At 64.2% G+C, this 13,227-nt stretch carries 8 protein-coding genes, 2 tRNA genes and 1 pseudogene; 1 reads left to right on the forward strand and 10 read right to left on the reverse strand.

Annotation, left to right across the window (positions count from 1 at the left end; genetic code table 11):
* Window positions 1-168: 168 nt before the first annotated feature.
* The 6 genes and pseudogenes from truB to ABE483_RS12110 all read right to left on the reverse strand — a co-directional run bounded on the left by truB (window position 169) and on the right by ABE483_RS12110 (window position 7,490).
* Entirely contained in the window at window positions 169-1,080 is a 912-nt protein-coding gene (gene truB, locus ABE483_RS12085) for a tRNA pseudouridine(55) synthase TruB (protein WP_346481762.1), read from the reverse strand.
* Between the two features lie 118 nt (window positions 1,081-1,198).
* Window positions 1,199-1,636, reverse strand: coding sequence for a 30S ribosome-binding factor RbfA (gene rbfA, locus ABE483_RS12090; RefSeq protein ID WP_123730643.1), 438 nt, complete (start codon window positions 1,634-1,636; stop codon window positions 1,199-1,201).
* A 191-nt stretch (window positions 1,637-1,827) separates the two neighbouring features.
* Window positions 1,828-4,401: pseudogene (gene infB, locus ABE483_RS12095) on the reverse strand (translation initiation factor IF-2); the annotation flags it as partial.
* 95 nt (window positions 4,402-4,496) lie between these two features.
* Entirely contained in the window at window positions 4,497-6,008 is a 1,512-nt protein-coding gene (gene nusA / locus ABE483_RS12100; protein WP_019182690.1) for a transcription termination factor NusA, read from the reverse strand.
* Window positions 6,009-6,012: 4 nt separating this feature from the next.
* A complete protein-coding gene (rimP, locus tag ABE483_RS12105) occupies window positions 6,013-6,603 on the reverse strand; it encodes a ribosome maturation factor RimP (protein ID WP_313208968.1) in 591 nt (196 codons plus the stop codon).
* 810 nt (window positions 6,604-7,413) lie between these two features.
* Window positions 7,414-7,490, reverse strand: a tRNA-Met gene (locus tag ABE483_RS12110).
* Between the two features lie 47 nt (window positions 7,491-7,537).
* On the opposite strand from ABE483_RS12110, the gene ABE483_RS12115 reads away from it, so the two are divergent.
* Window positions 7,538-7,765: a hypothetical protein gene (locus ABE483_RS12115; protein WP_346481763.1), complete on the forward strand. Its 228-nt coding sequence runs from the start codon at window positions 7,538-7,540 to the stop codon at window positions 7,763-7,765.
* A 35-nt stretch (window positions 7,766-7,800) separates the two neighbouring features.
* Here ABE483_RS12115 and ABE483_RS12120 read toward each other — a convergent pair.
* The 4 genes from ABE483_RS12120 to nuoL form a co-directional block, all read right to left on the reverse strand.
* A tRNA-Met gene (locus ABE483_RS12120) sits at window positions 7,801-7,877 on the reverse strand.
* Between the two features lie 126 nt (window positions 7,878-8,003).
* Window positions 8,004-9,464 (reverse strand): NADH-quinone oxidoreductase subunit NuoN, encoded by a 1,461-nt coding sequence (gene nuoN, locus ABE483_RS12125; RefSeq protein ID WP_346481764.1) that lies wholly within the window; start codon window positions 9,462-9,464, stop codon window positions 8,004-8,006.
* A gap of 36 nt (window positions 9,465-9,500) precedes the next feature.
* Window positions 9,501-11,009 carry an NADH-quinone oxidoreductase subunit M gene (locus tag ABE483_RS12130; RefSeq protein WP_282260951.1) on the reverse strand — a complete coding sequence of 503 codons (1,509 nt, stop codon included), beginning with the start codon at window positions 11,007-11,009 and terminating at the stop codon, window positions 9,501-9,503.
* A 23-nt stretch (window positions 11,010-11,032) separates the two neighbouring features.
* On the reverse strand, window positions 11,033-13,225 hold the full coding sequence (nuoL, locus tag ABE483_RS12135) for an NADH-quinone oxidoreductase subunit L (protein ID WP_313208966.1): 2,193 nt from the start codon (window positions 13,223-13,225) through the stop codon (window positions 11,033-11,035).
* Window positions 13,226-13,227: the final 2 nt, after the last annotated feature.

A 13,227-nucleotide genomic window follows, 5' to 3' on the forward strand; every position in this document is an offset into this window, starting at 1 on the left:
GTTTTCTCTTGGATGCGTGGCCCGCAGAAACGTCCCATTGACGTACCGCGCGACTCGCCGTTAACGAAAGGATGAACCCGCAGAACGCGGGAAGCCTGAAAAGGCCGCGGAATTGTAACGTCCGCGGGCGTCCGGAACAAGGACCGGGGTGGCGCCCGGCCCGCTCGCTCAGAGGTTGAACAGGCGCTGCGGGGCCAGCAGACCGGTCTCGTCGACCTGGCCCAGGCCCTGGATCGCCTCGACCGGGCCGAAGACCACCACCCCACCCTGCGGCCAGCTGGCGTCGCGGATGCGCTGCCCCACCCGGAACCGACGGGCCTGCTCGTCGTCCAGCGTGACCCGCGGGTAATGGGCCAGACCCGCGTCCAGCGGCAGCAACAGGGCCTCCATGCCGGCCTCATCGCCCTGCTCGGCCAAGGCGCGCAGGGTGTCCAGGGTGACCATCGGCGCCTCACGGAAGGGATCCACCCACAGCCGACGCAGGCCGGCGATATGGGCGCCGCAGCCCAGCGTCTCGCCAAGGTCGCGGGCCAGGCTGCGGATGTACGTGCCTGAACCGCAGGTCACCCGCAGCGACAGCCGGGTCGGCTGCTGGTCCAGCACCTCCAGGGCGTGGACCTCCACATCGCGCTCCGGCGCTTCGATCGCCTCGCCACGGCGGGCCTTCAGGTACAGCGGCTCGCCGCCCTGCTTGAGCGCGGAGTAGATCGGGGCGCGCTGGCGGATGCGACCGCGCAGCGGTGCCAGCGCCGCCTCGAGCTCGGCCGCAGTGATGGCCGGGACCGGCCGCTCGCGCAGCACGGTGCCATCGGCATCATCGGTATCGGTGGTCTGGCCCAGCACCACGTCGGCGTCATAGGCCTTGGCGGAGCCGAGCAACAGGCCGGCAATCTTGGTGGCCTCACCGAAGCACAGTGGCAGCAGCCCGGTGGCCAGCGGATCCAGGCTGCCGGTGTGGCCGCCCTTCTCGGCGCGGTACAGGCGGCGAGCCACCTGCAGGGCCGCGTTGGAGCTCATGCCGGTCGGCTTGTCGAGCAGCAGGATGCCATCCAGGCGGCGGAATGAAATTCGGGGTGCCATGCATTCAATTCAAAACGGCGCCGTGTGGCGCTGCCGGTCAATCCGGCCTCCGGCGGAGCGGTCGCACTGCGACAGGCCCCACCCCATAAGACAACAGCCCTTTCGGGCTGTTGGTCCATCAGGCTTTCTTGTCGCCTTCGTCGGCGTCTTCGCCTTCGTCGACGTCATCTTCGCCGCCGTCATCGCCCTGCCGACTTTTTTCTGCCGCCAGCGTATCGGGCAGATCGCGCAGGATGTTGTCGATGCGCTCGCCGCGATCCACCGAATCATCGTAGTGGAAGTGCAGCTCGGGCACGTGGCGCAGCTTCATCGCACGCGCCAGCTCCATCCGCAGCTCCCAGGCCAGTTCCTTCAGGCCTTTCATGGCTTCTACCGAACGTTCGGGCATCAGCGCGGTGACGAAGATCTTGGCATGCGCCATGTCACGGGTGATTTCCACGTCGGAGACGCTCACCGAAGGCAGGCCGTGTACACGCACGGCGTTGTGCACGAGCGTCCCCAGTTCGCGGCGGATCTGGGCGGAAACACGGTCGGTTCGATGGAAGGTCTTTGGCACGAGGCACTCTTGATTCGGTGGTCGCCCGACCAACGGTCGGGCGCTACAGGTATACGGGACCCGACCAACGGTCGGGCGCTACATCACGGTAGGGGCCGCCCGATGGTCGGGGCACCGCGGCCATACAGGGTGCGCGGCACTTCGCTACGCGCGAAGCCCACGATAAGATGACCCGGCTTGACGTCGTTTTAAGCCTTCACGCCGATACCGCATTCGGTACCGTTGCGGACTTCTTCGACGTTCTCCTTGAAGCGACGCAGCGATTCCAGCTCGCCTTCGAAGACCACGACGCTGTCGCGCAGGACGCGGATCGGCTTGCTGCGCTTCACCGTACCTTCGATGATCATGCAGCCTGCGACCGCACCGAACTTCGAGCTGCGGAACACATCGCGGACCTGGGCGATACCGATGATCTCTTCGCGGATTTCCACGCCGAGCAGACCGGAGGCCACCTGCTTCACCTGATCGATCACGTCATAGATGATCGAGAAGTAACGCAGGTCAACGCCGTTGGATTCAATGATGCGACGGGCCGAAGCATCCGCACGCACGTTGAAGCCGATCACGGTGGCCTTGGAGGCAACCGCCGAGTTGGCGTCCGATTCGGTGATGCCGCCCACGCCGGAGTGGATCACGTTGATGCGGATGTCGTCGTTGGACAGCGCGACCAGTGCCTGGCTCAGCGCCTGCACCGAACCCTGCACGTCAGCCTTGATCACCAGGTTCAGCACCTGCTGGCCATCGCCCTTGCCCAGGGTCGCCATGATGTCTTCCATGCGGCTGCCGGCGGACTGCACCAGGCGCGATTCACGGCGCTTGGTTTCGCGCTGCTGCGCGACGTCCTTGGCCAGACGCTCGTCTTCAACCACGACGAAGTCATCACCGGCATCCGGCACGCCGGACAGACCCAGCACCTGCACCGGAATCGACGGGCCAGCCTGGTCGGGCTGTGCGCCGGTTTCATCGAACAGCGCGCGCACGCGGCCGTACTGGATACCGCAGACCAGGTAATCGCCCTTCTTCAGCGAACCCTGCTGCACCAGCACGGTAGCGATCGGGCCACGGCCCTTGTCCAGCGAGGACTCGATGACCACGCCGCTGGCGCGACCGTCGGCCACGGCCTTCAGTTCCAGCAGTTCGGCCTGGATCGAGATCGCGTCCAGCAGGTCGTCGATGCCCAGACCGGCCTTGGCCGAGATCTCGACCATCTGCACGTCACCACCGAAATCTTCGGAGACGACCTGCTCGGTGAGCAGTTCGTTCTTGACGCGCATCGGATCGGCGCCGGACTTGTCGATCTTGTTGATCGCCACGATCAGCGGCACACCCGCCGAACGGGCGTGCTGGATGGCTTCCTTGGTCTGCGGCATGACGCCGTCATCGGCCGCCACCACCAGCACCACGATGTCGGTCAGCTTGGCACCGCGGGCACGCATGGACGTAAACGCCGCGTGGCCCGGGGTATCCAGGAAGCTGATCACGCCCTTCGGCGTTTCAACGTGGTACGCACCGATGTGCTGGGTGATGCCACCGGCTTCGCCCGTGGCGACCTTGGTGCGGCGGATGTAATCCAGCAGCGAGGTCTTGCCGTGATCGACGTGGCCCATGATGGTGACCACCGGCGGACGTGCCACCGGCTCGCCCTGGTTGCCACCGGCCAGCGCCAGCAGCGCGTCTTCGGCGTCGTTGGTGTTGGCACGGATCACGTTGTGGCCGAGTTCTTCGGTCACCAGCGCAGCAGTGTCATGGTCGATGGTCTGGGTGATGGTCGCCATGACGCCCATCTTGAACAGCGCCTTGACCACATCGCCGCCCTTGACGGCCAGCTTCTGGGCCAGATCGGCGACGGTGATGGTGTCGCCGATGGTGACGTCACGCACGATCGGCGCGACCGGACGTTCGAACCCATGGGCACCACCGCCGCTGCGCGACTGGTTGCTGTCACGGCGGCTGCCGTGCTGCACGCGCCCGGTCGGACGACCGCGCGAGTTGCTGTTGTTGCCGCGGCGGGCACGATCGGCGGCCGACAGATGCAGCTGACCGGCGAAGCGGTTGCCACCATCGTCGTCGCGCTTGGCGCCCGGACGGTTGTTGTTGTTGTTCGAGTTGCGATCGTCCGAACGCGGTGCCGGACGGGCAGCCGACGGTGCAGCCGGACGCGCATTGCGGGCCGGTGCATCGGCAGCAGCCGGCTTGGCGGCAACCGGGGCCGGGGCCGGCGGTGCGTTCTTGGCCGCTTCTGCAGCGGCTTCGGCCGCCTTGCGCTCGGCTTCGGCACGTTCCTTGGCGTCGATCTCTTCCTGACGCTTGCGGGCGATTTCTTCATCGCGCGCACGGTCCTTCTCGGCCAGTGCGCGCTGCTCGTCCAGATTGCGCTGGCGGGATTCCTCCAGCTTGCGCAGGATGTCGGCGCGCTCCTCATCCGCGGTCATCGGCTTGCCGCTGGCGTCCTTCATGTAGGTACGCTTCTGGCGCACTTCCACGTTGACGGTGGTCTTGCTGCGGCCGGCGCTGACGGTCACTTCCTGCAACTTGCGACGGTTCAGGGTGATCTTCTTGGCGGCCTCGTCATTGCTCTCGACGGGCTGCTCGGTCTTGCCGTGCGAACGACGAAGGAAGCCCAGGAGCTTCACCTTCTCGGTACTGGTCACGACCTGGTCGGGACCGCTGAACTTCATGCCGGCTTCGGCAAGTTGTACGAGCAGTTTATCGACCGGGGTGTTGACCAGTTCGGCAAGCTTGCGGATGGTGGTTTGCTGCGACATTCGGATCCTATGATCTGGTTGGCGCTCCCTCGAAACGTGCGAAGGCAGCGCGGAGTCTAAGCCCTGAGCGGGTCAGGGCACTGTTCATCGCTGGCTCATTCGCCGCGCTCCAGGCGGGCGATCTCCTCGGCTCGGGCGGCAAGGATCAGGGCGGCGGCGCGCTCCTGGTCCATGTCCTCGATGCCGAACTCGAGGATCTCGTCGGCGGCCAGGTCCGACAGGTCCTCACTGGTACGCACGCCGTGACCGGCCAGGGCGTAGGCAGTTGCCTCGTCCATGCCTTCCAGGGCGAGCAGGTCTTCCGACGGCGAACCGTCCTCCAGACCTTCTTCCACCGCCAGCGCTTCGTTGAGCAGCGCATCGCGGGCACGGGCACGCAGCTCTTCGACGATGTCTTCGTCGAAGCCTTCCACGGCCAGCAGTTCGCCGACCGGGACGTAGGCGATTTCTTCCACGGTGTTGAAGCCTTCGGTCACCAGGATGGCGGCGATTTCTTCATCCACTTCCAGCTTGTCCATGAACAGCTGACGGGCAACGCCCTGCTCTGCCTCGGACTTGGCGGTCACCTGGTCCTGGGTCATCACATTGAGCTGCCAACCGGTCAGGCGGCTGGCAAGACGGACGTTCTGGCCGCCCTTGCCGATCGCCTGGGCCAGGCGCTCTTCCGCCACGGCCAGGTCCATCGAGTGCTTTTCTTCATCGACGATGATCGACTGCACTTCCGCCGGCGCCATCGCATTGATGACGAAGTTGGCGGGGTTCTCGTTCCAGAGCACGATGTCCACGCGCTCGCCATTGAGCTCGTTGGACACGGCCTGCACGCGCGAACCGCGCATGCCGATGCAGGCACCGATCGGATCGGTACGCGAATCGTGGGCCAGCACGGCGATCTTGGCGCGGTCGCCCGGATCACGTGCACAGGCCTTGATCTCGACCAGGCCCTGGCCGACTTCCGGCACTTCGAGCTTGAACAGTTCGATCATGAATTCCGGGGCGGCGCGGCTGATGAACAGCTGCGGGCCACGCGGTTCCGAACGGACTTCGGCCAGGTAACCGCGCACGCGGTCGCCAGCGCGCAGTACGTCGCGCGGAATGCCCTTGTCCTTCGGAATGAAGGCCTCGGCGTTGCCGCCCAGGTCCACATAGATGTTGCCGCGCTCGGCGCGCTTGACCACACCGGTGACCAGTTCGCCGACACGATCCTTCCACGCATCGACCACCTGCTGACGCTCGGCCTCGCGCACGCGCTGGACGATCACCTGCTTGGCGGCCTGTGCGGCGATACGGCCGAAGTCCGGGTTCTCGATCTGCTCTTCGATGAAATCGCCGACTTCCACGCCGTCGGCTTCATCGATGGCGTCCATCAGACGGATCTGGCGGTCCGGGGACTCCATGACCACGTCATCGGCCACCACTTCCCAGCGGCGGAAGGTTTCGTAGTTGCCGTCCTTGTGGTCGATCGACACACGGGCCAGCACTTCTTCTTCCGGGTAACGCTTTTTGGCAGCCGAAGCCAACGCTGCCTCGATGGCATCGAAGATGACTTCGCGCGGGACGCCTTTTTCGTTGGCGACCGCATCCACTACCAGCAAAAGTTCCTTGCTCATTGGCTCACTCCGCGCGCGGCTTTTTGGCCGCCGGCTCGTTGGATGGTTTCTTGTTCGCCTTGCCACCCTGTTTGGGTGCCGGGCCAGTCGGTTTGGTCGGAGCCAGGCCGAGGGCGGCCCAGTCCGGCATGATGCGCGCCTTGTCGATGTTCTCGATGTCGGCGGTAAACGGGGCATTGTCGACCTTGAAGGTGACCGTGCCTTGTTCGATATCCACGGCGAGGATCTCGCCCTGCAGACGGCGGCGGCCATCCTGCGGCAGGCTCAGCGTCACCTTGGCGGATTCGCCGATGGCGCGCTCGAACTGGTCGCCGGTGAACAGCGGGCGGTCCACGCCCGGCGAAGACACTTCCAGCGTGTAGTTCGCCGTGATCGGGTCTTCGACGTCCAGCTGGGCAGACACTTCGCGGCTGACACGTTCGCAGTCGTCGATGTTGACGATGCGCTCGGGCTGTTCGGCCAGCGGCACGTCGATGTACAGGCGCAGCGTGGCACCACCCGGGGCGGTGAGATATTCCACGCCCAGCAGCTCGAGACCCAGCGACTGAACGGTGGGGGCGAGCAGATTCGCGATTTCGGTTGCCTTGTCGCTCACAGTCGGCCTTGATTCGTTGAAAAGAAATACGGGTCTGGTCCGTTGCATGGACCACCTTCCGGAAACAACAAAGGGCCCGTTGGGCCCCTGTCCGGTACAACTCCGGTCATGCTGGATTCCGGTGCAGAGACGCACGTGGCGCGTTCCTGCGAGCCCAGCGTTCCGGGGGTCACGGCGGCCTGGGTACAGGTTGCCGTTCCTGGAAGCCGGTTGCGGGGCCTGTTCATATCCGTTGAGAGGAGATGAGTAGACAGTCCGCTAAGCCACTGATGATAGCCGTTGCACCGCGCTGGTGCAATGGCCGGGGTGGCTGCTGGCGCCTCTATTCGGAAAGCTGAACGGCAAAAGCCGTTGTTTCATCCTTCGGCGCGGGCATCGGTATGGGCAGGTCCGCGGGACGCGCCGTGACCCCCGCTCCGCGGCCCGGCCCAGCCGCTGGCGGCTGTGCGTTCGAACGCATGCGAGGCAGTGCCTCGCAAGCAATGCGCCCTCACCCTTGGGGGCTCATGGGCGACATCCATGTCGCCCCAATGGTCCCGCCAACCTGCCCACACCGCTGCCTACGGAAATGCCTGGGCAGTCACTGAAGTTGCAAGCAAAGGCGGGGCAACATGTCACGCGACGACGTGTCATTGACGCTGACTGGCTGTCGAGCATCGTCGCCGCAGCCGCCATCGCCCCACCCCGCTCCGCCGACCTTTCCACTGTCATGCCGCGTCGCCGTCCACGTCGCCGATGCCACAACGAAAAAAGCGACCTCGTTGCCGAGATCGCCTTTTCGTCTACTGCATCTGCACTGCAGATTTTCTGTGGTAGCGGGGGCAGGATTTGAACCTGCGACCTTCGGGTTATGAGCCCGACGAGCTGCCAGACTGCTCCACCCCGCAGCAGAAGCGGAATTGTAAGGGAGTTTTCACTACCGTGCAACCCCCTTGTGAAACATATCGTTCGACGTCCAGGAAAGGCAGCCGACCAACGGTCGGCTCTACCGAAAGGTCCGGAGCAGCCGGAGCAGCCGGAGCAGCCGGAGCAGCCGGAGCAGCCGGAGCAGCTGGAGCAGCTGGAGCAGCTGGAGCAGCTGGAGCAGCTGGAGCAGCTGGAGCAGCCGACCAACGGTCGGCTCTACAACGAAAAAAGCGACACCGTTTCCGGTATCGCTTGATTCGTCCACTGCCTCCGGTTTGCACCGGAGCTATATGGTAGCGGGGGCAGGATTTGAACCTGCGACCTTCGGGTTATGAGCCCGACGAGCTGCCAGACTGCTCCACCCCGCAGCAGAAGCGGATGAGTTGTGTGCCAACCAACGGCTGGCACCTACCGCAACGATGTTCTGGCGAAACCGCTGCATCAACAACTCAGGAGATGAATATTACACGAGTTGCGCACGTTTGTATCGTTTTTTACGAAATATGTGCAAATGCCTGCTGGCACCACACCATGATCGGGTTCCACGCCACGCCCAGGGCCAGCAGCGCCAAGGCATTCACGCCCAGCACAACGCCCAGCACGCGATCGTTGTTGGCCGGCAGCGGCTCGCCCACCGGCTCATCGAAGTACATGACCTTGATCACGCGCAAGTAGTAGAAGCAGCCGATCACGGCGCAGATCACGCCGACCATGGCCAGCCACAGCATGTCGCCCTGGATCGCCGCGCCAAGCACGGCCAGTTTGGTCCAGAAGCCCAGGAACGGCGGGATGCCTGCCAGCGACGCCATGATGCACAGCACCAGGCCGGCCATCCACGGGTTGCGGGCATTGAGGCCCTTGAAGTCTTCGATCTTCTCGGCTTCAAAGCCGTTGCGCGACAGCGCGATGATCGCGCCGAACGCGGCCGTGGACATGATCGCGTAGCTCAGGGCGTAGAACAGTGCCGCCGAGTAACCCCGCTCGCCACCCCCGGCCATGCCCATCAGCAGGAAGCCGATGTGCGAGACGGTCGAGAACGCCAGCATGCGCTTGAGGTTGGTCTGCGCGATCGCCATCAGGTTGCCGATCACCAACGACAGTGCGGCCAGGCCACCGATCAGGTACTTCCATTCGTCGGCCAGCGGACCCACGCCCATTTCCAGCAGACGGTAGGCCATGCCGAACGCGGCAAGCTTCGGGGCCGAGCTGATGAACAGCGCGACCGGTGCCGGGGCACCCTGGTACACATCGGGCAGCCACATGTGGAACGGGGCCGCACCCAGCTTGAAGGCCACGCCGGCGATCATGAACACCGCGCCGGTCAGCAGCAGTATCTTCTCTTCGGTATGCGGGATGGCGGCGTTGATGGCGTCCAGGTGCAGCGAACCGGTGGCGCCGTAGATCAGCGACATGCCGTACAGCAGCAGGCCCGATGCCAGCGAGCCGAGCACGATGTACTTCATCGCCGCTTCCGAGGCCAGACCGTTTTCACGGTTGCTGGCCACCAGGGCGTAGGAGCACAGCGCCAGCAGTTCCAGGCCCAGATAGACCATCAGCAGGCTGCCGGCCGAGACCAGGATCATCATGCCCGCGGTGGCGAACAGGATCAGCACCGGGATCTCGCCCTGGTAGAGCTTGCGCTCGCGCAGGTAGCTCCAGCCGTAGATCAGGGTCAGGCCGCTGCACAGCACGATCACGGTCTTCATCACGTCGGCCGCGTTGTCGCGGACGAACATGCCGTGGAAGACCTCGCCCTGCCCGCCCACTCCGGTGGCGAGCATGAAGAAGACGACCGCCAGCGCAGCGATCGAGAACAGGTGGGTCCAGATCTTGTTCTTCTCACTGATGAAAAGATCAAGCATCAACAGGGCGAACGCACTGCCAACCAGCACCAGCTCGGGAGCGAGCGGCGGGAGGTCAGCGGCGGTCAGTGGCAACAGCGGCGAGGTGGTCATCATCAAATCCTGGAATCAATACTCTCGACGGCCCGATTACAGCAGCTTGCTGGATGCGATCTGCATCGCCAGCTTCGCGATCGAGGGCTCCATCAGGTCGGTCAGCGGCTTGGGGTACAGGCCCAGGGCAAGGGTGCCCACGGCGAATACACCCAACACCAGCCACTCGCGACCGTTGATGTCCTTCAGTTCGGCGACATGGGCGTTGGCCACTTCACCGAAGAACACGCGCTTGTACAGCCACAGCGTATACGCCGCGGTGATCACCAGGGTGCTCGCCGCGCCGAGTGCCAGCCACGGATTGCGCTGGAAGCTGGCCATGATGATCATGAATTCACCGACGAAACCGCTGGTACCCGGTAGGCCGGCATTGGCCATGAAGAACAGCATGGCGAAGGTGGCGAACCAGGGCATCACGTTGACCACGCCGCCGTAATCGGCGATGCGGCGGCTGTGCATGCGGTCGTACAGCACACCCACGCAGGAGAACATCGCGCCGGACACGAAACCGTGCGAGACCATCTGCACCATCGCGCCCTGCAGGCCCAGGCGGGCTGCGTCCGGGTTGCCGGCGTCACGCACCAGCCACAGAGCGATGAAGGTGCCCAGGGTGACGAAGCCCATGTGGGCGATCGACGAATAGGCGATCAGCTTCTTCATGTCGTCCTGCACCAGGGCGACCAGGCCGACGTAGATCACCGCAATGAGCGACAGCGCGATCACCAGCCAGGCCCATTCATGCGAGGCGTCCGGCACGATCGGCAGGTTGAAGCGCAGGAAGCCGTAGCCACCGATCTTCAGGGCGATGGCGGCCAGGATCACCGAACCGGCGGTCGGCGCTTCCACGTGGGCGTCCGGCAGCCAGGTGTGGACCGGGAACATCGGCACCTTGACCGCGAAGGCGATCAGGAACGCGAAGAAGATCCAGGTCTGTTCCTTGCCCGACAGCTGCAGCTGGTACAGGTCGGCCAGCTGGAAGCTGCCGCCCTTCAGGTACAGGTAGATCAGCGCAACCAGCATCAGCACCGAGCCGAGGAAGGTGTACAGGAAGAACTTCAGCGCGGCGTAGATGCGGCGCGGGCCGCCCCAGACACCGATGATCAGGAACATCGGGATCAGCATCGCTTCGAAGAACACGTAGAACAGCATCGCGTCCGTCGCAGAGAAGATACCCACCGTGACACCTTCCAGGATCAGGAAGGCGGCCACGTACTGGTTCACGCGCTTGTCGATCGCGCTCCAGGCACCGATCAGGGCCAGCACCGAGACCAGCGTGGTCAGCAGGATCAGCGCGATCGCGATGCCGTCGACGCCGAGGTTGTAGCCGATGTCGTAGGCGGGAATCCAGGCGCGGGTCTCGACGAACTGCAGCGCGTCGATTCCCGTGTCATAGCCGCTGAGCAGCGACAGGCTGGCCACGAAGGTCAGCACCGCGACGCCCAGGGACGCCCACCGGGCGGTTTGGGCATCACGGATGGCAAGGATCAAGGCACCGCCGATGATCGGCAGCCAGATGAGAACACTAAGTAGGGGCCAGTTCGACACGTCTTCTTATTCCGTACAGGTCATCAACGCAGGTAATGCATCAGGACGCCCAGAAGGGCAATCAGGCCGATGATCATCGCGAAGGCGTAGTGATAGAGGAAACCGGATTGGGTGCGACGCAGCAGGTTGGCCGCCAGATCGATCAGGCGCGCCGAACCGTTGACCACCACACCATCGACCACATTCGTGTCGATCGCGCGCGAAACCTTGCCGAGCTTGATACCGCCGCCGGCGAACCCGCCGATCCAGAGCTTGTCGAAGCCGTACTTGTTCTCCAGCACCGACACGATCGGCGCGAAGGTCTTGCGGGCCTTGCCGGCCAGTTCCGGCTTCCACAGGTAGAACAGCGCCGCCAGCAGGAAACCGACCACCGTCAGGATGAAGGCCGGGGCCATCATGCCGTGAATGGCGAAGGCCACCGGGCCGTGGAACTCTTCGGCCAGCGCACCAATGGTGTTGCGCGCCGGGTCGTAGAAATCAACGATACCGGTGAAGAACGAATGCACCTGGCCCGGGATGGCAGCGTCGGCATGGTGGCCGGCCCAGTCGGTGCCGTACAGCATCGGACCGATGCTGAAGAAACCGATGACCATCGAGGGGATCGCCAGCAGGATCAGCGGCAGCGTCACCACCCACGGGGTCTCGTGCGGCTCATGCGCGCCATGGCCGTGGCCATGATCGTCATGATGCGCGTCGCCATGGTGGGCATCGGCTGCATGCGCGTCAGCGGCGTGGTGACCGTCATGGCCATGGCCGTGATCGTCATGCGCATCGCGGAAGCGTTCCTTGCCATGGAAGGTCAGGAACAGCAGACGGAAGCTGTAGAAGCTGGTCACGACCACGCCACCCAGCACCGCCCAGTACCCGTAGGTTGCCACCCAGCTCGAGGACACATGCGCGTGGTGCTGCGCGGCCTCGATGATGGTGTCCTTGGAGTAGAAGCCGGAGAAGAACGGGGTACCGACCAGGGCCAGCGTACCGATCCACATGGTGACGAAGGTGATCGGCATGTACTTGCGCAGGCCGCCCATCTTGCGCATGTCCTGCTCGTGGTGCATCGCGATGATCACCGAGCCCGCGCCGAGGAAGAGCAGCGCCTTGAAGAAGGCGTGGGTCATCAGGTGGAACACGGCGGCCGAATAGGCCGACACACCCAGCGCCACGGTCATGTAACCCAGCTGGGACAGCGTGGAGTACGCGACGACGCGCTTGATGTCGTTCTGCACGATGCCGATCAGGCCGGTGAAGAACGCGGTGGTGGCGCCGATGAACAGCACGAAGTTCAGCGCGGTCTGCGACAGCTCGAACAGCGGCGACATGCGGGTGACCATGAAGATGCCCGCGGTGACCATGGTCGCGGCGTGGATCAGGGCCGAGATCGGGGTCGGGCCTTCCATCGAGTCCGGCAGCCAGACGTGCAGCGGCACCTGGGCCGACTTGCCCATCGCACCGATGAACAGGCAGATGCAGATCACCGTGGCAACCGACCAGATCACCGGCTCGCTCATCACCGGGATGGAGGTGCCGAACAGGTCGATCGTGCCCGACCAGATCTGGATCAGCGCGTCCGGATGGCCCAGCACCTGGGCATTGGCGAACACGGTGGCGTAATCGAGGGTGCCGAACACCCACAGCACGCCGGCGATGCCGAGGATGAAGCCGAAGTCACCGACACGGTTGACCAGGAAGGCCTTCATGTTGGCGAAGATGGCGGTCGGGCGCTTGAACCAGAAACCGATCAGCAGGTACGAGACGAGGCCCACCGCTTCCCAGCCGAAGAACAGCTGCAGGAAGTTGTTGCTCATCACCAGGGTGAGCATCGAGAAGGTGAACAGCGAGATGTAGCTGAAGAACCGCTGGTAGCCCGGGTCATCCTGCATGTAGCCGATGGTGTACACGTGCACCAGGAACGACACGAAGGTCACCACGACCATCATCATCGCGGTGAGCTTGTCGACCATGAAGCCGACGTGCGCCGAGTACTGGCCCACTTCGAAGAACGTATAGAGGTTCTGGTTGAACGGCTGGGCGCCGCCCCACAGCAGCATGTACAGCACGTAGCTGGACAGCACGCAGCTGACCGCCACGCCGAGGATGGTGACCGCCTGCGCGCCAGCGCGACCGACCTGACGACCGAACAGGCCGGCGATGATGCTGCCGAACAGCGGTGCAAGCACCACTGCGATCAACAGACTCTTGGAGAGAGTGATTTCCATCT

Source organism: Stenotrophomonas sp. TWI602, from assembly GCF_039674045.1.
GTDB lineage: Bacteria > Pseudomonadota > Gammaproteobacteria > Xanthomonadales > Xanthomonadaceae > Stenotrophomonas.

Excerpts from the sequence above, each read along its gene's own strand:
- truB (WP_346481762.1), bottom strand. The coding sequence starts at position 1,080 with ATGGCACCCCGAATTTCATTCCGCCGCCTGGATGGCATCCTGCTGCTC.
- nusA (WP_019182690.1), bottom strand. The coding sequence starts at position 6,008 with ATGAGCAAGGAACTTTTGCTGGTAGTGGATGCGGTCGCCAACGAAAAA.
- nuoN (WP_346481764.1), bottom strand. The coding sequence starts at position 9,464 with ATGACCACCTCGCCGCTGTTGCCACTGACCGCCGCTGACCTCCCGCCG.
- nuoL (WP_313208966.1), bottom strand. The coding sequence starts at position 13,225 with ATGGAAATCACTCTCTCCAAGAGTCTGTTGATCGCAGTGGTGCTTGCA.